The organism is Actinomadura latina NBRC 106108, assembly GCF_001552195.1.
GTDB classification, from domain to species: Bacteria; Actinomycetota; Actinomycetes; order Streptosporangiales; family Streptosporangiaceae; genus Spirillospora; species Spirillospora latina.
Map to the genome: position 1 here is coordinate 63,506 of NZ_BCQS01000008.1, position 18,544 is coordinate 82,049.

The following is an 18,544-nucleotide window of genomic DNA, read 5'->3' on the forward strand; positions in this document are numbered from 1 at the left end:
AAACGGTTAGCCGGTGCGGGTGGGGGACGGGGGGCGGGCGCCTGGGGCGCTGCTGGTGGGGGACGGGGTGCGGGACGGCCAGTCCGAGGGGAACTCGGACGGGAACGGGGAGGTCGGGGACGCGGGGGGTGAGGAGGCGGGCGGCGTCGGGTTGATGGTGCGTTCCGGGGCGGGTTCCAGGTGGCGCTCGATCTGGGCGGAGGTGAGGCCGAGGCCGCCGAGGCGCAGGTCGTCCCAGCCCTGGAGGCGGTGGGTGGCGCGGCTGAAGTAGAGGACGGAGAGTTCGATCGGGGTGGGTTCCTCGTGTTCGAGGCCGCGGAGGCCGGCGCCGCCGGTGGAGCCCTGGGTGAAGAGGCGGGTGCCGGTGGGGAGGAGCTTGGTGGAGCGGGAGTGGGTGTGGCCCGAGAGGACGAGGGGTGTTATGCCGGAGAACGCTTCGCCCTCGGTGGGGTCGTGGGTGACGACGAGGTCGGGGGTGGTGCCGGAGGCGCGGAGATTGGTGGCGTAGCGGATGCCTTCGGCGCGTAGTTGGTCGGCGCCGACGAAGTCGTCGCGGGTGCTCTTGTCGGGGGTGAAGCGGGGGTCGCCGACGCCGTAGATGCGCAGGCCCTCGACCTCGCGGGTCTCGTCGTCCAGGACGATGGCGTTCTTCTGGCGGTCGACGGCCTTCTGGGTCTCCTTGGAGTCGTGGTTCCCGCGGACGTAGACGTAGGGGATCTTCAGGTCGGAGATGGAGTCGGTGAACTTGTCCTCTGCCTTGCTCCCGTGGTCCATGAGGTCGCCGCTGTCGATGATGAGGTCGACCTTGAACTGGGTGGAGACGGATTTGATGACGTTCCAGGCGGCGGGGTTGAGGTGGATGTCGGAGACGTCCAGGACGCGGATGGTGGACGGGTCCGGTTCGTAGGTCGGGAGGGTGGAGGTGGTGGTGTACAGCTCGGAGACGTTGCCGACGAGGCGGGCGAGCTGGGCGCGGTAGGCGGAGAAGCGTTCGACGATGCTCTGGGCGTCGCCGACGATCTGGGGGGCGTTGGCGAGCAGGCCGGTGTAGCGGGGTTCGGCGATGGACTGCGGGTTGAACGTCGCCCAGGTCAGGAGGGTGATGCCGACGAGACCGGTGGCGGCGGACGTCAGGCCGAGGAGGGCGCGGCGCCAGGAGCGGAAGAGCAGGAGAGAGGCGATGAAGCTCGCGGCGAGGGCGAACAGGGTGGCGCGGATGAGCAGCTCGACGAGGCCGTGCCGGATCTGGCCGGCGATCCGGTCGGTGAGGCGGTCGATCTCGGTGTCGTCCTCGATCAGCTTCTTGGCCTGGTCGGGGCGCAGGTCGGTGAGGCGGGCCTCCAGGGAGACCGGGCCCTCGTGGGTGTCGAGGCGGAGGGAGCCGAGGGGAGGCAGCTTGAGGGTCGTCCCGCCGTGCAGGGACGGCTGGAGGGTGAGCTGGACGTCGGTGGGCCCGACCGGGGTGACGTAGCGTCCGCCGCCGATAAGGCCGAGGTAGCCGCCGGCCAGGCCGATGACGACGACGAGGCCGAGGCGCGTCCACCGGTGGGCGAGGAAGGGGGAGACGCGGCGGGTGGCGGGGCGGACGCGGTCGGCGGTGGCGGCGCGGGCGGCGCGGAGTGTCGCCAGGGTCTTCGTCAGCGCGGCGCGGACCTTGGGCACGTGTTCCCCTTCTATCGAGCAGAATCGACGGTGTGATGGAGTTGTCGCGCGATGAGTTCGAGGACCTCGTGGCCGAGGCCCTCGACACCATCCCACCCAAGCTGACCGCGCACATGCGCAACGTCGTCATCGTCGTCGAGGACGAGGCGCCCGAACGCGGCCTGCTCGGCTTGTACCAAGGGGTACCCCTGACTGAGCGGGGGGACTGGTACGGAGGCGTCCTGCCCGATCACATTTCGATCTACCGTGACGAGATCCTCCGGATTTGTGACACCCGTGAGGACGTAGTGGAGGAAGTCCGGATAACGGTGGTGCACGAGATCGCGCACCACTTCGGGATCGATGACGGGAAGTTGCACGAACTCGGATACTGACGCAAAGAATTGCGCACTGTAGGTCACGCGACTGCCACGCAGCGTGAGTTAATGGGGAGGGCGCCCGTACCGGGCGGGCTGAACTGGAGCGTGCGTGGCGGGAAGGCAGACCGGCCGGCATCGTCGTCCGCCGGAGGAGCAGGCGACCTACCGCGAGGTTTTCGCGGTCGGGGAGTTCCGTGCCCTCTGGCTGGCGCAGGCACTGTCGTACATCGGTGACCAGTTGGCGCAGGTCGCGCTGGCCGTGCTCGTGTACGACCACACGAAGTCGACGCTGCTGACGGCCCTGATCTACGCGCTGACCTACTTGCCGCCGATCCTGGGCGGGCCCGTGCTGTCCGGGCTGGCCGACCTGTTCCCGCGCCGCACGGTCATGATCGTCTGCGATGTGCTGCGGGCGGCGCTGGTGGCGGTCATGGCGCTGGTGGGGATGCCGGTCGGCGTGCTGGCGGCGCTGGTGTTCGCGGTCGTCCTGCTCGGGACGCCGTTCTCCGCCGCGCGCGCCGCCGTCATGCCGGACGTCCTGGAAGGCGACAGATATGTGGCGGGCTCGGCGATCGCCAACATCACCCACCAGGTCACGCAGGTGGTCGGTTTCCTGGCGGGCGGCGCGATCGTCGCGGTCGTCGGGACGTACGAGGCCCTCGCCCTGGACGCGCTGACGTTCGGCGCGTCCGCCGTCATCCTGATCGGCGGGCTCCGGCCGCGGGCGGCGCCGCGCCGGCGGGAGCGCGAGTCGCTGGGGCTGCTGCGCGGGACGCGGGACGGCGCGCGCCTCGTGTTCGGCGACCCGGTGCTGCGGTCGCTGGTGCTGTTCGCGTGGCTGTGCGCGTTCTATGTGATCCCCGAGGGCTTGGCCGTCCCGTACGCGGCGACGTTCGGCGGCGGCGCGGTGACCGCCGGGCTGCTGCTGGCGGCGATGCCGACGGGGATGGTGGTCGGCTCGCTGCTGTTCAGCCGGTTCGTCCGTCCCGCGAACCGGCTGCACGCGATGGGGTGGATGTCGATGCTCGCCTGCCTGCCGCTGGTCGGCGCGGGCGTCCAACCGCCGCTGTGGTGGGTGGTCGCGCTGTGGGCGCTGTCGGGCGTCGGCAGCGCGTACCAGCTGGTGGCGAACACCGCGTTCGTGGCTTCGGTGCCGGCGGCCGGGCGCGGGCAGGCGTTCGGGCTCGCCCAATCCGGCATCCTCGCCGGGCAGGGCATCGGCATCCTGGTCGGCGGCGCCGCCGCGCAGGTGCTCGGGCCGGAGACGGTGGTGGCGCTCGCGGGCGTCCTCGGCCTGTCGGCCGCGGCGATGCTGACGCTCGGCTGGAACCAGGTCCGCGGCGGCGTCATCGCCGGGAAGCGCGCCGGCCCCGTCGCCGTGACCCGGCCGTCCGGCCGAGGCGAGGGCGAGATGTCCGGCGTCGGCCGGTCCGCCTAGGCGCCGGTGCGGTTCTTGTTGACCGTGTCCTTCGTCTTCTGGACGGCGTCCTGGACGGTTGGGGAGTCGCTCGCCTTCTTGAACAGGTCCTCGGCGATCGACGTCGCCGCGCCCTCCTCGGGGATGAGCACCCAGCCGATGGCGTAGAGGGCGATCCCGGCGCCGCCGAAGACCGTGAAGACGGCCAGGCCGATCCGGAGGATGTTGGCGTCGACGCCGAGGAACTCGGCGGCGCCCGAGCAGACGCCGGCGAGCATCCGGCCGTCGCGGGTGCGGCGCAGCTTCTTGGCCGGGGCCTGCCCGGTGGTGTTCTTCTCCATGTCCATGCCTCGATCATGCCCAGCTGAGCGCGGATCGGACATCGGGATTCGCCCTGATTCGCCCCTGAGCGCACCCCTGCCCGGTCAGGGTGCCGTCCCCGACGTACCCTCGTGGGCGGACGGCCCCGGAATGAGGAGAACCCGCATGGACGTGCTGCGTGTGGACGACCGGCTCACCGACGAGGAGCGGATGGTCCGCGACACCGTGCGCGCCTTCGTGGCGGAGAAGGTCGCCCCGCACCTGGCCGGCTGGTTCGAGGACGGGACGTTCCCCGCCCGCGAGCTGGCTCCGGAGCTGGGCGGGCTCGGGCTGCTCGGCATGCACCTGCGGGGCTACGGCTGCGCCGGGACGAGCGCCGTCGCGTACGGGGTGGCGTGCCGGGAGCTGGAGGCGGCGGACTCGGGGCTGCGCAGCTTCGTGTCCGTCCAGGGGTCCCTGGCGATGGCGGCGATCCACAAGTACGGGTCGGAGGAGCAGAAGAACGCGTGGCTGCCGCGGATGGCGGCCGGGGACGCGATCGGCTGCTTCGGGCTGACCGAGCCCGACCGCGGCTCCGACCCGGGCGACATGCTGACCCGCGCCCGCCGCGACGGGGCCGGCTGGGTGCTGAACGGCGCCAAGATGTGGATTACGAACGGGTCGATCGCCGACATCGCGGTCGTCTGGGCGCAGGCCGACGACGGGATCCGCGGCTTCCTCGTCCCCAAGGGCACACCTGGGTTCACGGCGAGCGACATCCATCGGAAGCTGTCGCTGCGCGCGTCCGTCACGTCCGAGCTCGTCCTGGACGACGTGCGGCTTCCCGCCGACGCGATGCTGCCGGGCGTGAAGGGCCTGAGGGGGCCGCTCGGCTGCCTGTCGGAGGCCCGCTACGGGATCCTGTGGGGCGCCATCGGGGCGGGACGGTCGTGCTACGAGGCGGCCGTCGACTACGCCAAGACCCGCGAGCAGTTCGGCAAGCCCATCGGGTCCTTCCAGCTCACGCAGGAGAAGCTCGCCTGGATGGAGGTCGCCCTCGGCCAGGCCGGGCTCGTCGCCCTGCACGTCGGCCGACTCAAGGACGAGGGCGAGGTCACGCCGCAGCAGGTGTCGTTCGGCAAGCTCGCGAACGTCCGCGCCGCCCTGGACGTCGCCCGCGAGGCCCGCACGGTCCTCGGCGCCAACGGGATCACGCTCGAATACCCGGTGATCAGGCACATGAACAACCTGGAGAGCGTCCTCACCTACGAGGGGACGCAGGAAGTGCATCTGCTCACACTCGGGAAGGCCGTCACCGGCCTGGACGCGTTCCGTTAAGGAGGGCTTGCCCCTTCCGCGTAGGGTTATTGCCTGGACGCCTGCCAGCGACCTGGGCAGACTCACCCGGGTCAAGCGATCTACCAGAGGGAGCGGCATGAGAGTCGGCATCGTCGGGGCCACCGGACAGGTCGGGGCCAAGATGCTCGAAATCCTGGCCGAACGCGGATTCCCGGTCGACGAGCTGCGGCTGTTCGCCTCGGCGCGCTCCGCGGGGCGCAAGCTCCCGTGGGACGGCTCCGAGATCACGGTCGAGGACGCGGAGACCGCCGACTACACCGGCCTCGACGTCGTGCTGTTCTCCGCGGGCAAGACCACGTCCAGGGCGCTGGCGCCGAAGGTCGCCGCCGCGGGCGCCGTCGTGATCGACAACTCGTCCGGCTGGCGGATGGACCCGGACGTCCCGCTCGTCGTCGCCGAGGTCAACCCGCACGCCGCGGCGAACCGCCCCAAGGGCATCATCGCGAACCCGAACTGCACCACGATGGCCGCGATGCCGGTGCTGCGGCCGCTGCACGCCGAGGCCGGGCTCACCGCCCTCGTCGTCTCGACCTACCAGGCCGTGTCGGGCAGCGGCCTCGCGGGCGTCGCGGAACTGCACGACCAGGCGGCCAAGGTCGTCCAGAACGCCGACAGGCTGACCCATTCGGGCTCCGCCGCCGACTTCCCGGAGCCGTCGGTCTACGTGCGTCCGATCGCGTTCAACGTCCTGCCGATGGCGGGCTCGATCGTGGACGACGGCCTCGCCGAGACCGACGAGGAGCAGAAGCTCCGCAACGAGAGCCGCAAGATCCTGGAGATCCCCGGACTGAAGGTGTCGGGGACCTGCGTCCGCGTGCCGGTCTTCACCGGGCACTCGCTGCAGGTCAACGCCCGCTTCGAGCGCCCGATCAGCCCGGAGCGCGCGAGCGAGCTGCTCTCCGGCGCGCCGGGCGTCGTCCTGTCGGACGTCCCGACCCCGCTGCAGGCCGCCGGCCAGGACCCGACCTACGTGGGCCGCATCCGCCGCGACGAGACCGTGGAGAACGGCCTCGCGCTCTTCTGCGCCGGCGACAACCTGCGCAAGGGCGCCGCCCTCAACACCGTCCAGATCGCCGAGCTCGTCGCCGCCGAGTAGGAACCTAGCGAGCGCGCCCTCCTCGGACCTCCAGCGTTTCGAGGAGGGCCGCCGTGCTTTGCGCGATCTCCGCCACGGCCCGCTCGAACGCCTCCGCGTTATGGGACGCGGGCGCCCGGAACCCGGAGATCTTGCGGACGTACTGAAGCGCCGCCGCCCGGACGTCCTCGTCGGTCACGTCCTCCGCATAGGGCGGCCTGAGCGTCTTGATGCTTCGACACATGCTCCCATTGTGACCCCGAGGTCGGACGTTTCGCGGGTTGCTCAGCTTCCCAGGACATGAGGGCCCCCGGACCCTCATGTCCTGGGAACTGCGGACAAGAGAGCCCGGGGGTCCGGCGGGGGGCGGGGACCCCGGTGGCGGTGCGCACGGCTCGGGCCGAGATTCGTGCCGTGCGTCCCGCCGGTGATCAGCCCTGGGGGTGGGGGACGGGCTGTTCAGCAGTGCACCGCGCGAGCCGGGCGGGTGTCAACGAATCCATCCGGCACTGGATTTTCAATTGTGTGAACGGGGTCGTGGAAAACCCTGAAACCGGCCTCCGAGCTGCACTTACGTGGTGACCTTGAGGTTGTCGAGGCCCGCTTCGACGAGGCTGCCGGAGCCCGCGTCGGCGGCCTCCACGAGGATGCGGACGGTCTGCCCGGCATAGCCGGAGATGTCCGCGGTCTGCGTCTGCCAGGACCCGGAGCGGTTCGCCGCCGCGCCCGCCTGGTTCAGCACGGTCGTGGACCCGTTCGGCCCCACGACCTGCACCCGGAGGTAGTCGGCGGACGAACTGTTGTTCAGGTGGGCGAGGTACCAGGAGAACGACAGGGTCTTCGACCCGGCCGGCAGCGCGATCGCCGGCGACTGGATGGTGCCGGTGCCGCCGTCGAGGTCGTACGTCCCGGCGTCGGACCCGGCCGCGGCGCCGGTCACCAGCGCGCCGCTGCCGCCGGCGGCGGCGAGCTGCAGGTTGGTGCCCGACCAGCTCGTGGGCTGGGGCGTGCCGCGCTCCCACGTGCCCGCGGTGGCGGTGTCGGTGCCGTCCGGGTCCGCGGTCCAGCCGGTGGCGGACTCGAAGCCGTCCGAGTACACGGTGTCGCCGGGCGGCTCCTGCGACCCGCCGTCGCCGCCGAGCGTCCAGACGGCGTTCGCGATGGCGTCGGCGTTGCGGTCCAGCGCGGTGTCGTCGATGTTGGATGTGGTGTCGCACGACGAGTGGTAGCAGCGGTCGAACGCGACGCCCGCCTGGCCGCCCCACAGCTGCGCCTGCTGGGACGTCTTGCGTCCCTCGGCGCCGGTGAACAGGCCGCCGGCGGGGATGCCGACATTGATGAACGGGCCGTAGTCCGACCGCCCGTCGAACGCGGTGTCCTGGACGGGCACGTTGATCGACGAGAAGTACGACCGGAGCACCCGCTCGATCTCCGCGGACCCGGCCGGGCCGCCGCTGCCGGACGACCCGTCCCCGTCATAGGCGAAGTAGCCGGGGTTGGGGGAGCCGACCATGTCGAAGTTCAGATAGCCGGTGATCTTCGACCGTTCGGACGACGGCAGGTTGTCGACGTAGTAGGTCGACCCGACGAGGCCGAGTTCCTCGGCGCCCCACCAGGCGAACCGGAGGTGCCGGTCCGGCTGGTGGTTCTCGCGCGCGACGGCGAGCGCCGTCTCCAGGATCGCGGCCGAGCCGGAGCCGTTGTCGTTGATGCCGGGGCCGGCGGTGACGCTGTCGAGGTGCGCGCCCGTCATCAGGGTGTCGCCGGTGTCGCCGCCGGGCCAGTCGGCGATCAGGTTGTAGCCGGTCGCGCCGCTGCGCGAGAACGACTGGACGCTGGTCTGGTAGCCGGCCGCGTCCAGCTTGCCCTTGACGTAGTCGAGCGACGCGCGGAAGCCGGGACGGCCGTGGGCGCGGTTGCCGCCATTGCTGTTCGCGATGCTCTGCAGCTGCGACAGGTGCGCTTTGACGCTGGTGAGCGAGATGTCGGGGGCGGCAGGGGCCGCCGAGGCGGGGAGGGGCAGGAAGGCGGACACCGTCAGGGCCGCCGCCCCGAGCACCGCCAGGGTGCGCGATCTCATCGATCCTCCAGAGGGGGAAGGAGCGGCCCGTGACGGGGGAGCGGGCCCCGTCACGGGCCGCGGGCGGGGGGCGGTCAGGACTTGGTGATCTTGACGTTGTCGAGTCCGGCCTCGACGAGGCTGCCGGAGCCCGCGTCGGCGGCCTCCACCACGATGCGGACGGACTGGCCGGCGTAGGCGGACAGGTCGTACGTCGCCGTCTGCCACGCCCCGGCCTTGTCGGCCATGGCGCCGCTCTGGCTCAGCAGGGTGCTGGACCCGTTCGAGCCGACGACGCGGACGCGCAGGTAGTCCTCCGTCGAGCTGTTGTTCAGGTGGGCGAGGTACCAGTTGAAGCTCAGCGACAGGGTGCCGCTGGGCAGGCTGATCGCCGGGGACTGGACGCTGGTGACGCCGCCGTCGAGGTCGTAGGTGCCCGCGTCCGTCCCGGCGCCGGCGCCGGTGACCAGGTCGGCGCTGCCGCCGGCCGCGGCCAGCTGCAGGTTGGTGCCGGACCAGCTCGTCGGCTGCGGGGTGCCGCGCTGCCAGGCGCCCGCGGTGGCGGTGTCGGAGCCGTTCGGGTCGGTGGTCCAGCCCTGGCTCGTCTCGAAGTCGTCGGAGAAGACGGTCCCGCCGGGCGAGCCGCCGCCGACCGTCAGCGTGTAGGTGGCGCTGCGGTCGACGGACGCGCCGTCACCGAGGACGGTGATCCGGTACGTCCCGTCGGCCGTGCCCGCCGGGACGCGGACGGTCATCGTGGCCGACTGGCCCGCGGTGACGGTGCTCGGCGAGAAGGACACGGTCGGGCCGGACGGGCTGCTCGTCCCCGACAGCGCCACCTGCTGCGCGCTGCCGCCGGTGACGGCCGTGGTCACGGTCGCGGTGGCGGTCCCGCCGGCCTGGGCGCCGCCCGAACCGGGGTTCAGCGACAGCGAGAAGTCGTTCTGCTGCTGGGTGCCGCAGGACGCCTCGCCGCTCTGCGCCGGGACGTTGATCGCGCTCCACGCCGCCTTGACCGCGTTGCACTCGGTCGGCGAGCCGGGGAACAGCTCCACCGCCGCGTTGATCGTCTCGACGCGGGCGCGGGCGTGGCTCCAGCTGGTGACCTTGCGGTTCAGCCCGCCCATGAAGATCTGGCCGGCCTTCTTGACGCCGATGCCGGTCACGGTCGAGTTGTTGCAGGTGGGGCTGGTCGGGTTGCCGTTGGACGGGTTCGAACCCTCGGCCAGGAGGTAGAACCAGTGGTTCTGCGGGCCGGCCGCCGCGTGCACCTCGGTGCTGGGGATCGACGACGAGTAGCAGTTCGGGTCGCCGAGCGCCTGCGGGTTGTACATGTTGCGGATCGGCCCGGAGCCGACCAGGTCGACCTCCTCGCCGACCAGGTAGTCCGGCGGGTCCAGGTTGGACGGCTCGTTCATGTAGTGCTCGGTCAGCGCGCCGAAGATGTCGCCGGCCGACTCGTTCATGCCGCCCTTCTCGTTGCCGTTGCCGCCGCTGTCACCGCCGGGCGTGGTGGTGAAGACGGCGTGGCCGTTCTCGTGGCCGACCACGTCCACCGACGTGGCCTGCCGGGTGCCGGCCTGGTTGTGGCCGAAGTTCGTGTAGCTGCCGTTCCAGTACGCGTTGGCCTGGTTCAGGCCGACGCGCAGCGGGAAGCCGCCGCCGCTGCCGTTGATGCCGCTGCGACCGAGCCAGTCGCGCAGCATGTCCCATTCCTTCTGGACGGCGTACATGGCGTCGACGCAGGCGGTCTCCAAGTCGGTGCCGCTGCCGCTGCCCCACGCGCTGTCGGAGCCGGTGTAGGTGGAGCCGCTCTGGCCGCCGCACCGGACGCCGGAGCGCTGCGGGTCGGTCATGGACGTCGCGGCGGTGCTGAGGTCGACGGTGCCGTGGTAGTAGCTGCGGTCGTCGGCCGCGTCCCGGACCTCGTCCCACGTCTTGACGACCTTGCCGGTCTTCGCGTCGACGAGGACGTGCAGCTTCGTCGGGGCGTTCTTCCGTGTGCCGCTGACGACGGTCTCGTAGACGAGCCGTCCCGCGCCCTCGGCCAGCACCATCAGGCGTGGCGTGGACGCGCTCTCGACCTTGGAGACCTTGGCGCGGGAGGTCCTCGCGGCTGCCGCCGCGCCGACCGTGGCCCTGGTGGAGACGCTGAGCTTCTTCGTCTGGTCGACGGACGTGCTGAGGACGCCGCCGCTCGCGTTCGTGGTGACGACGAAGTCGCCGCCGTAGACGGGCAGGCCGTCGTAGGTGCGCTCGTACTGGACGTGCTGGAGGCCGTGCAGTCCGGAGGTGACGCCGCGCCGGACGATGCCGTCCTTGGCGGCCACCTTGAACTCGGCGGGCTTCGCCGCGACCAGGCGGTCGGCCGAGGCGGCGGCGACGGTGCGGGGGTCCGGCTTGGCCGGGGCCGCGGGGGCGGTGCGGGGAATCGCACCGGTGGCGGGGGAGGACATCGCCACGGCGAGGCCGACGGACAGTACCGTCGCCCCGATCGCGGTCTGGTGTCTCACGGGGGTGCTCCTTCCACGTGCCGGGCGGTGCACGGGGGCACGTGGAGGTCCTTGTGGGAGCGCTCCGCGGGGCCACCGCTCGCCCGGCGGGGGGTATGGATGGGGGACTCATCCGGATGAGCTGCCCCGAAGTGCACCCTGAATTGTGAAAAGTGTCAATGAATCCATTTATTACTGGATTTTCAAGTTCGCGGCGATTGTGAATGAAAGCAGGGAGAAACCCCTTGCGGGCAGCGCGGACGGGCCGGGCCGGCATGCCGGCCCGGCCCGTCCGCCGAGGGCCCTCGTCGTGCTGTGAGCGTTGCGCGCCGTTACGGCGCGATGCGCCGGCAGAGCCACGCGAGCGCCAGCGGGTAGCGGTAGTCGATCCCGCCGTGGCCCGCCTCGAACAGCTCGAAGCGGATCACGTCCTCCTCGACTCCCGCGTCGAGGAGCGCCTGGTGGAACGCCTGCGCGCCGACGTCCAGGAACCACTCGTCGCGCGTCCCGCCGTCGATCCAGATCGCCCGCTGCGACCGCATCGCCTCGGCGTGCCCCGGCACCATCCGGACGGGGTCGAAGGCCAGCCAGCGCTCCCACACGTCCTGCTGGATGACGCCGGTGATCGGGTCGAACGGCAGTTCCGGCGTGCCGTCCTCGCGCGCGGAGTAGCAGAGCGCCATGCCGAGGATGTTGAGCAGTTCCATGTCCTCGGGCTTCGTGAACGACGTGCGGGAGTTGAAGTCGTTCCACCAGCGCCGGATGTCGCCGTCGTACTTGCGCAGGTGCCGGACGCATTTCGGGAATTCCGGCAGGTAGCAGTACTCGAACAGCGCGTCTCCGGCGTGCGTGGCGAGGGCGCCGAACAGGTCGGGCCGGAGCATCGGCGTGATCATCGCGCCGTAGCCGCCGCTGGACTTGCCGCTGATCGCGCGGTGCTCGGGCGCGTCGAGTGTCCGGTACCGGCCGTCCACCCAGGGGACGATCTCGTCGCAGATGTACGAGTGGTAGCGGCCGGTGCCCGGGGAGTCGACGTACTGGCTGCCGCCGTGCGCGGTCCAGGCGTCCACGAACACGACGATGGCGGGCGGGGCCTCCCCGGACGCGAACACCGCGTCCGCCGTCTCCGGGAAGGGCTGCCGGTACGGCATCCGGTTGCGCCAGATCCCGACGTGCCCGGTGAACCCGGTGATCACGTACACGCTCGGGTAGCGCCGCTCCGGCTCGTCGTCGTAGCCGGGCGGGACGTAGACGATGACGGGCCGCTCGTGCGGGTCCTTCAGCGGGTTGCCGCGCAGCAGCTCGCTGCTGACGGTGTGCTCTTCCAGGCGTCCGGCGAACTCTGCGGACCACGGCAGCATCGGCGCTCCCTCGTCGCGGGTGGATGATCACCTTGACGCTAACCCAGGCGGGCGGCCGCCGCCCGATGAGATCCGGCCCGCCGTCTGGTCGACTGTGTGAAGGGAAGGGGAACGATATGACCGACAACGCCGCACGGCTCCGGGAGCTGCACCGGCCCGGTGATCCGCTGCTGCTGCCGAACGTCTGGGACGCCGGCAGCGCCAAGATCGTCCAGGAGGCGGGGTTCCCGGCGCTCGCCACCGCCAGCGCCGCCGTCTCCGCCATGCTCGGCTACCCCGACCAGGAGGGGGCGCCGGTCGAGGAGATGCTCGCCGCCGCCGAGCGCGTCATCCGCGCCGCGACCGTCCCGGTCACGGTGGACGCCGAGGCCGGATACGGGCTGCAGCCCGCGGAGCTGGTCGAACGGCTGCTCGCCATCGGCGCCGCCGGCTGCAACCTCGAGGACACCTATGCCGGCGAGTTGGCGAAGCCGGAGGCGCAGGCGGAGTTCCTCGCCGCCGTCCGGGACGCCGCCGGCGACGCCCTGGTGATCAACGCGCGGGCCGACACGTTCATCATGAGGGCCCCGGACCCGGTGGACGCGGCGATCGAGCGGGGCCGGCTGTACCTGGCGGCCGGGGCCGACTGCGTCTACCCGATCGCCGCACCGTTGTCCGCCGTTCCCGCCCTGGTCAAGGGGCTGCCGGGGCCGGTCAACGCGAACCACGCCCCCGGCACGTCCCTCGCGGACCTGGCCGCCGCCGGGGTGGCCCGCGTCTCCTACGGCCCCACGGGCTACCGGCGCGCACTGGACACGCTGAAGGAGTTCGCGACTCGCGTCCATGCCAGGGAGGACCCGTACGCCTGACGCTGTGAGGGCGCCCACGTCCGGGCGCCCTTGCAAGTGCTCACTTACACTGACACAGTGAGACGGAAATTGCCTCTATGTATCAGGAAGTGAGGCCGGTATGACAGCGATCGCGGCGGAGGCCGAGACCCCCAAGGTCGTCCTCGACTCCATCAGCGGCCTGGCCCTCGCCGGGGCCGCGGCGAACGTCGTCATGCAGCTGGCCCGCCTCCCCATCGGGCGCGGCGTGGCCGAGAGCAAGGTCGAGAGCGGCCGCGTCGACAAGCACCCCGTCAAGCGCGGCCGCACCACGCTCACCTACATCGCTGTCGCGATGCTCGGCACCGACGCCGAGCGCGAGGCGATGCGCCAGGAGGTCAACCGCGCCCACCGGCAGGTCCGCGGCAAGGAGCCCGTCGCCTACAACGCGTTCGACCCCGAGCTCCAGCTCTGGGTCGCCGCGTGCCTCTACTACGGCCTCGAAATGATCTACGAGATGCTCTACGGGAAGCCGGCCCCCGAGCAGGCCGCGGAGCTGTACCGCTACGGCGCCCGCTTCGGCACGACCCTGCAGGTGAAGCCCGAGTCATGGCCCGCCGACCGCGCCGCCTTCGAGAAGTACTGGCAGGACGGCGTGCAGAAGATCCAGATGGACGAGGTCACCCGCACCTACCTGCGCGACCTGGTGGAACTCCGCTTCCTGCACGCGCCGGTGCGCCTCGCCCTCGGCCGCTACCACACCTTCCTGACCCTCGGCTTCCTGCCGCAGCCCTTCCGGGACGAACTCGGCTACCCGTGGACGGCCCGCCACCAGCGCCGCTTCGACCGCCTCACCCGCGTCATGCGCGTCGCCAACCGCGCCATGCCGCGCCCGGCCCGCGAGTTCCCCTTCAACGCCTACCTCCACGACTTCCGCCGCCGCATCAAGTCCGGCCGCCCCGTCGTCTGACCGCGGGCGTCGGCGGGCGTCGGCGGGCGGAATCGGCGGCGGAATTAGCGGCGACGGAACCAGCCGCGCCGGCCGAAGATGTGCGCGCGGCCCTGGCGGGAGGCGAACATCTGCCCGGCGTCGTGGCCGACGCCGGGTACGTGCACCAGCCTGTGGACGTCGCGTCCCGCCTTGTGGCGCAGGTAGGCGTGGTAGACCTCGCCGCGCTCGACACGGGTGCCGCCCTGCGCCTCGGCCGCCGGGTGGATCTCCAGGAGCGCCGCGCCGCGGTCCGCGTCCTCCGCCCCCAGCAGGTAGACGACGTCCCGGCCGATGTAGCGCCCCCAATGATCGTCTCCCGACCTCGCGGTACCGACGTAGTCGGGCACCCCGCCGCCGAAGCCGTACCGCCATTGATCGACGTCCGGGTCGCCGTGCGGAACGAAGGCGTCTCCCTCGCGGCGGTCCCGGTCGAAGTACAGGTAGGTCGACGGGTTGGCGACGACGAACCGGACGGGTACCGCGAGGTCGTCGGGACCGCGTCCGACGGCCGCGTAACGGTTGACGAACTGGCCGCCGGCCGAGTTGCCGACGATGGTCACCCGCCGCAGCCGGGGAAAGGCGCTCAGCTTGCGCAGCAGCTCGTCCATGACCGTGAACGAGCTGACCTCTCCGAGACCGCCCTTCCAGTCCTCGGTGCCCCAGTGCAGGTATCCGGCCCGGCCCTCGTCGCCGCGCACGTCGTCCTCGGTGAGGAACTGCGGCGCGATGACCAGCCGGCGCGGCGCCTTCTCGATCGACCGGAAGTAATCGCCGGCGTTCCGCAGCGCGCCGTGGACGACGATGACCGCCTCCCGCAGCCGCCGGTCCGGCTCGTCCAGCGAACCGGAGGCGAAGTAGGCGAATTTATGGCCTTCCGTAATCAGGACCTTGTTGCCGATTTCACCGATCGCCTCATGCTGAATGCCCGCCTGATTGGCAAAGGTCATCGTTCCCCCTCGAAGACCGCGCGGTATGTACCCGGCGATCCATACCCGTCCTGGTGACCATGACCGAAGGGCTTGCGGAATTCGGGCCGAGGCGCTGATCTTCTTGCCTGATCTTGGGAGGTGAATGACCGGTTTGTGGGTCTCATGTTCCAGTGTCCGCAGGGTGAGGTAGAGGGGCCAGAGCCTTTCATCCATCGGCGCCCGTCGTCAGCGGGACTCCACTTCTCGCCTTTGAGGGCGTCCGTATAGCGGCACCGATCACACCCGTAACCGGCCTTCCGCTCGCCGGCTCCGGCATGCCGCGGCGAGTCCGGGTACGTGCGCCGAGTTCACGGGAACTCGGCGTGCCGCAGGGGTGACACGGTCGACCGGTAGGTGAGGTACCTATGTCTTGTCCGGGAGCGTCAGCGGGGGCATTCGCGGTGAGAATGAACATCGACCGGCTGGGGAGGATTTCCGATGGCGAATGCGCTGCACAAGGAGATCGCCGACGAGCTTCGGGAGAAGATCAAGTCGGGGGAGTTCGCGGCGGGAAGGCGGCTGCCCACCGAGCCCGAACTGGAGCGGTTTTTCGGCGCCTCCCGGAACACGATCAGAATCGCCGTGACCAACCTCGTGCACGAGGGCCTGATCCAGATCCAGCCGGGGCGCGGAATGTTCGTCCCGGAAGGGCCGATCCCGTTCTTCGTGATCCTTTCCCGGGAGGAGGGCGGGGACGGGACCGACTCGCCCCTGGACTCCTACAGCTCCGGAGTCCGGGCGGCGGGCCGCAAGCCGAGCATCCGCGACTTCGAGACGCGGATCGAGTACCCGGACCGGGAGGTCGCCGGGTGGCTGGAGGTCGACGAGGACACCCAGGTCGTCGTGCGCGGCTCGAAGCGCTACATCGATGACACGCCGTACTCGCTGCAGAAGTCCTACTACTCGATGGATCTCGTGCGGGGGACCGAGATCGAGAGCAAGGAGAAGATCCCGCGGGGGACGATCCGGGCGCTTGCCGAGCTGGGTTACGAGCAGTCCGGTTACCGGGACGAGCTCGTCGCCCGGATGCCCACCCCCGAGGAGAAGGGGTTCTTCAAGATCGGTCCCGGGATTCCCGTCGTCGTCGTCCACCGTGTCGCCTACACCAGTGCGTCCCTGCCGATCCGCCTGACCGTCACCACGTACGCGGCGGATCGCAACAGGCCGTCCTACGACATCGGAGACGTCCCCGAACGGCCCATGGCCACGGGGCAGATCTCCATCGTCGGATAGCCGTTCACGCGTCCACCTGGGGCGGAGCCGACCGCCCCGTTCTGAGGCAGGTGGCTCAGATTCCCATACCGGAGACCCCGTCCTTGCGGACGCTGCACCGGGGCATGTTCGCCGTCGACATCGCCTCCTTCGGCTCGCGCCGGGACCCGGACGTCCAGCGGTATCTGCGGTCGTCCATCCACCGGATCGTGCGGGATTCGTGCCGGGCGGCCGGGCTGGACTGGGACGCCTGCCATCACGAGGACCGCGGGGACGGGCTGTTCGTCATCGCCGGTCCCGACGCGGGCATCGACGTCCTGCTGCAGCCGCTCGTGGTGCAGTTGCTGGCGGGCGTGCGGCGGCACAACAAGCTGGCCGGACGGGAGGCCCAGATCCAGTTGAGGGTGGCGGTCCACGCCGGTTACCTGCAGTTGGACGAGCACGGTGCCACGGGGGTGGCGCTCAACCATCTCTTCCGGCTGCTGGCCGCGGCGCCGCTGAAGTACCGGCTCGCCGAGGTGTCGGGCGATTTCGCGCTCATCGTGTCGCACCATCTCTTCGAGGAGGTCGTCGCGTACAGCGTCGGGGTGATCGAGCCGTCGGCGTTCACCTGCGTTCCGGTCATGGTCAAGGAGACCCATGACCGGGGCTGGGTCTGGTTGCCGCCTGTCGCGGCGGGCGGGGCGTCCGTCGAGCCTGCGGCGGGGACCGCCCAGCTCGCCGTGCTGCTGGCCGCGGTGATCAGTCGGCTGGACGAGATCGTCCAGCATCGTCCGTGACGCCGGGGCTGGTGTCGGAGGGGCGGATCTGCAGTTCGAATTCGCCCTTGTGGTGGCGGACGCCGGCGACGACGGCGTCCTCCAGGACTTCGGCGCCCTTGGTCTGGCGGCGCATCATCGGGTCGCTGCGGACGTCCTTGTAGAGCGAGAAGCACAGCAGGATCAGGACGATCGTGAACGGCAGCGCGCCGATGAACGTCAGGTTCTGGATGCCGTTGAGGGCTTCGTCGCCGCCGATCACCAGCATGATCGCGGCGACGCCGCCGGTCAGTGCGCCCCAGAAGATCACCACCCAGCGGGCGGGGGCGGTGGAGCCGCGCTGCGACAGGGTGCCCATGACGATGGACGCCGCGTCCGCGCCCGACACGAAGAAGATCGCCACCAGGATCATCACGATGACCGAGGTGATGGACGCCCACGGCAGGTGGCCGAGGACGTTGAAGGTGATCTGCTCCTCCGAGCCGTTCCCGTACGGGTTCAGGCCCTTGCGCTGCTGGCTGATCGCCGTCCCGCCGAAGATCGCGAACCAGGCCAGGCTGACCGTGCTCGGCACGATGATCACGCCGGCGACGAACTGCCGGATGGTGCGGCCGCGGCTGATCCGCGCCAGGAACATGCCGACGAACGGCGCCCACGAGATCCACCATGCCCAGTAGAAGATCGTCCAGTTGGCGAGGAACTGCTGCATCGCCGTGCCGCCCGTCGCGCCGGAGCGGGACGCCATCTCGCCGAAGTCCTGGATGTAGACGCCGATCGAGGTGGGCAGCAGCTCCAGGATGAAGACCGTCGGCCCCACCACGAACACGAAGACCGCGAGGACGGCCGCGAGCACCATGTTGATGTTCGACAGCCATTGGATGCCGCGCGCGACGCCGGAGACGGCCGACAGGATGAAGCAGATCGTCAGCACCACGATGGTCAGCACGAGGACGGTGGTGCCGAGGCTCTCGATCCAGCCCGCCTCCCGCATGCCGGTCTGGATCTGCAGGGCACCGATGCCGAGCGAGGCGGCCGACCCGAACAGCGTCGCGAACAGCGCGAGGATGTCGATCAGCTTGCTCACCGGGCCGGTGGTGCGGCGGTGGCCGAGCAGCGGCGCGAACGCCGCGCTGATCAGCTGGCTGCGGCCCCGCCGGTAGTGCCCGTAGCCGATCGCGAGGCCGAGGACGGCGTAGATCGACCACGGGTGCAGCGTCCAGTGGAACATCGTGGTGGCCATGGCCGTCTCGATCGCCGGCTCGCTCTGCGGTGCGTCGGTGCCCGGGGGCGGCGTCACGTAGTGCAGCAGCGGCTCGGCCGCGCCGAAGAACATCAGCCCGATGCCCATGCCCGCGCTGAACATCATCGCGATCCACGAGACGGTCCGGAACTCGGGCTCGTCGCCCTCCTGGCCGAGCGGGATCCGCCCGTACCGGCTGACCGCCAGCCACAGCGAGAAGATGACGAACCCGGTCGCGGCGAGGACGAACAGCCAGCCGACGTTCGCCAGCAGCCAGTCCAGCGTCGCCTGCGAGACGGAACTCAGCGTGCCGGTCGACACTCCGCCCCAGAACACGAACGCCATGGACAGCACGGCGGTGACGCCGTAGACGATCCAGTCGGTGCGTGCGCGTCCGTGCTCTTCTTCGGGTTCTCCCTCGGGGCTGTTCATGATCTGGAGCCTTGCCCGGAAAATCACTTCTCAGTGACACGGGGAAGCCAATT

Annotated in this window: 16 protein-coding genes; 8 read left to right on the forward strand and 8 right to left on the reverse strand. The window is 70.6% G+C overall.

Going from position 1 to position 18,544, the window contains the following annotated elements; all coding sequences use genetic code 11:
- Positions 1-6 precede the first annotated feature (6 nt).
- Complete coding sequence (locus tag AL2_RS13985; RefSeq protein WP_245666653.1) at positions 7-1,662, reverse strand: metallophosphoesterase family protein; 1,656 nt, start codon at positions 1,660-1,662, stop codon at positions 7-9.
- Positions 1,663-1,694: 32 nt separating this feature from the next.
- Here AL2_RS13985 and AL2_RS13990 point away from each other — a divergent pair, with 32 nt between their 5' ends.
- The gene (locus AL2_RS13990; protein WP_067633901.1) at positions 1,695-2,036 is read left to right on the forward strand and encodes a metallopeptidase family protein; all 342 of its coding nucleotides are present in this window, start codon (positions 1,695-1,697) and stop codon (positions 2,034-2,036) included.
- Positions 2,037-2,130: 94 nt separating this feature from the next.
- Entirely contained in the window at positions 2,131-3,459 is a 1,329-nt protein-coding gene (locus AL2_RS13995; protein ID WP_067633903.1) for an MFS transporter, read from the forward strand.
- Here the strand turns inward: AL2_RS13995 and AL2_RS14000 are convergent.
- On the reverse strand, positions 3,456-3,785 hold the full coding sequence (locus tag AL2_RS14000) for a PspC domain-containing protein (RefSeq protein WP_067633905.1): 330 nt from the start codon (positions 3,783-3,785) through the stop codon (positions 3,456-3,458). The two genes, AL2_RS13995 and AL2_RS14000, sit on opposite strands and share 4 nt — an antisense overlap.
- A 139-nt stretch (positions 3,786-3,924) precedes the next feature.
- Here AL2_RS14000 and AL2_RS14005 point away from each other — a divergent pair, with 139 nt between their 5' ends.
- Positions 3,925-5,076 carry an acyl-CoA dehydrogenase family protein gene (locus AL2_RS14005; RefSeq protein ID WP_210747592.1) on the forward strand — a complete coding sequence of 384 codons (1,152 nt, stop codon included), beginning with the start codon at positions 3,925-3,927 and terminating at the stop codon, positions 5,074-5,076.
- Positions 5,077-5,173: 97 nt separating this feature from the next.
- Positions 5,174-6,193 (forward strand): aspartate-semialdehyde dehydrogenase, encoded by a 1,020-nt coding sequence (locus AL2_RS14010; RefSeq protein WP_067633909.1) that lies wholly within the window; start codon positions 5,174-5,176, stop codon positions 6,191-6,193.
- A gap of 4 nt (positions 6,194-6,197) precedes the next feature.
- Here AL2_RS14010 and AL2_RS14015 read toward each other — a convergent pair whose 3' ends face one another.
- The 4 genes from AL2_RS14015 to AL2_RS14030 all read right to left on the reverse strand — a co-directional run bounded on the left by AL2_RS14015 (position 6,198) and on the right by AL2_RS14030 (position 12,084).
- Complete coding sequence (locus tag AL2_RS14015) at positions 6,198-6,416, reverse strand: DUF2277 domain-containing protein (RefSeq protein ID WP_067633910.1); 219 nt, start codon at positions 6,414-6,416, stop codon at positions 6,198-6,200.
- A gap of 327 nt (positions 6,417-6,743) precedes the next feature.
- The gene (locus tag AL2_RS14020; RefSeq protein ID WP_067633912.1) at positions 6,744-8,252 is read right to left on the reverse strand and encodes a M28 family peptidase; all 1,509 of its coding nucleotides are present in this window, start codon (positions 8,250-8,252) and stop codon (positions 6,744-6,746) included.
- 74 nt (positions 8,253-8,326) lie between these two features.
- Entirely contained in the window at positions 8,327-10,744 is a 2,418-nt protein-coding gene (locus AL2_RS14025) for a M4 family metallopeptidase (protein ID WP_067633913.1), read from the reverse strand.
- A gap of 311 nt (positions 10,745-11,055) precedes the next feature.
- Complete coding sequence (locus AL2_RS14030; RefSeq protein ID WP_067633915.1) at positions 11,056-12,084, reverse strand: alpha/beta hydrolase; 1,029 nt, start codon at positions 12,082-12,084, stop codon at positions 11,056-11,058.
- 116 nt (positions 12,085-12,200) lie between these two features.
- Here AL2_RS14030 and AL2_RS14035 point away from each other — a divergent pair, with 116 nt between their 5' ends.
- Together AL2_RS14035 and AL2_RS14040 are read left to right on the forward strand one after the other, a co-directional pair.
- Positions 12,201-12,932, forward strand: coding sequence for an isocitrate lyase/PEP mutase family protein (locus tag AL2_RS14035; protein WP_067633916.1), 732 nt, complete (start codon positions 12,201-12,203; stop codon positions 12,930-12,932).
- A gap of 100 nt (positions 12,933-13,032) precedes the next feature.
- Complete coding sequence (locus AL2_RS14040; RefSeq protein WP_067633918.1) at positions 13,033-13,860, forward strand: oxygenase MpaB family protein; 828 nt, start codon at positions 13,033-13,035, stop codon at positions 13,858-13,860.
- 44 nt (positions 13,861-13,904) lie between these two features.
- Here AL2_RS14040 and AL2_RS14045 read toward each other — a convergent pair whose 3' ends face one another.
- Entirely contained in the window at positions 13,905-14,828 is a 924-nt protein-coding gene (locus AL2_RS14045; RefSeq protein WP_067633919.1) for a hypothetical protein, read from the reverse strand.
- 459 nt (positions 14,829-15,287) lie between these two features.
- On the opposite strand from AL2_RS14045, the gene AL2_RS14050 reads away from it, so the two are divergent.
- Together AL2_RS14050 and AL2_RS14055 are read left to right on the forward strand one after the other, a co-directional pair.
- Positions 15,288-16,082 carry a GntR family transcriptional regulator gene (locus AL2_RS14050; RefSeq protein WP_067633921.1) on the forward strand — a complete coding sequence of 265 codons (795 nt, stop codon included), beginning with the start codon at positions 15,288-15,290 and terminating at the stop codon, positions 16,080-16,082.
- A gap of 50 nt (positions 16,083-16,132) precedes the next feature.
- The gene (locus AL2_RS14055; protein WP_157438148.1) at positions 16,133-16,840 is read left to right on the forward strand and encodes a hypothetical protein; all 708 of its coding nucleotides are present in this window, start codon (positions 16,133-16,135) and stop codon (positions 16,838-16,840) included.
- Here AL2_RS14055 and AL2_RS14060 read toward each other — a convergent pair.
- Positions 16,803-18,491 carry a BCCT family transporter gene (locus AL2_RS14060; RefSeq protein WP_067633924.1) on the reverse strand — a complete coding sequence of 563 codons (1,689 nt, stop codon included), beginning with the start codon at positions 18,489-18,491 and terminating at the stop codon, positions 16,803-16,805. The genes AL2_RS14055 and AL2_RS14060 overlap by 38 nt on opposite strands.
- Between the last annotated feature and the right edge of the window lie 53 nt (positions 18,492-18,544).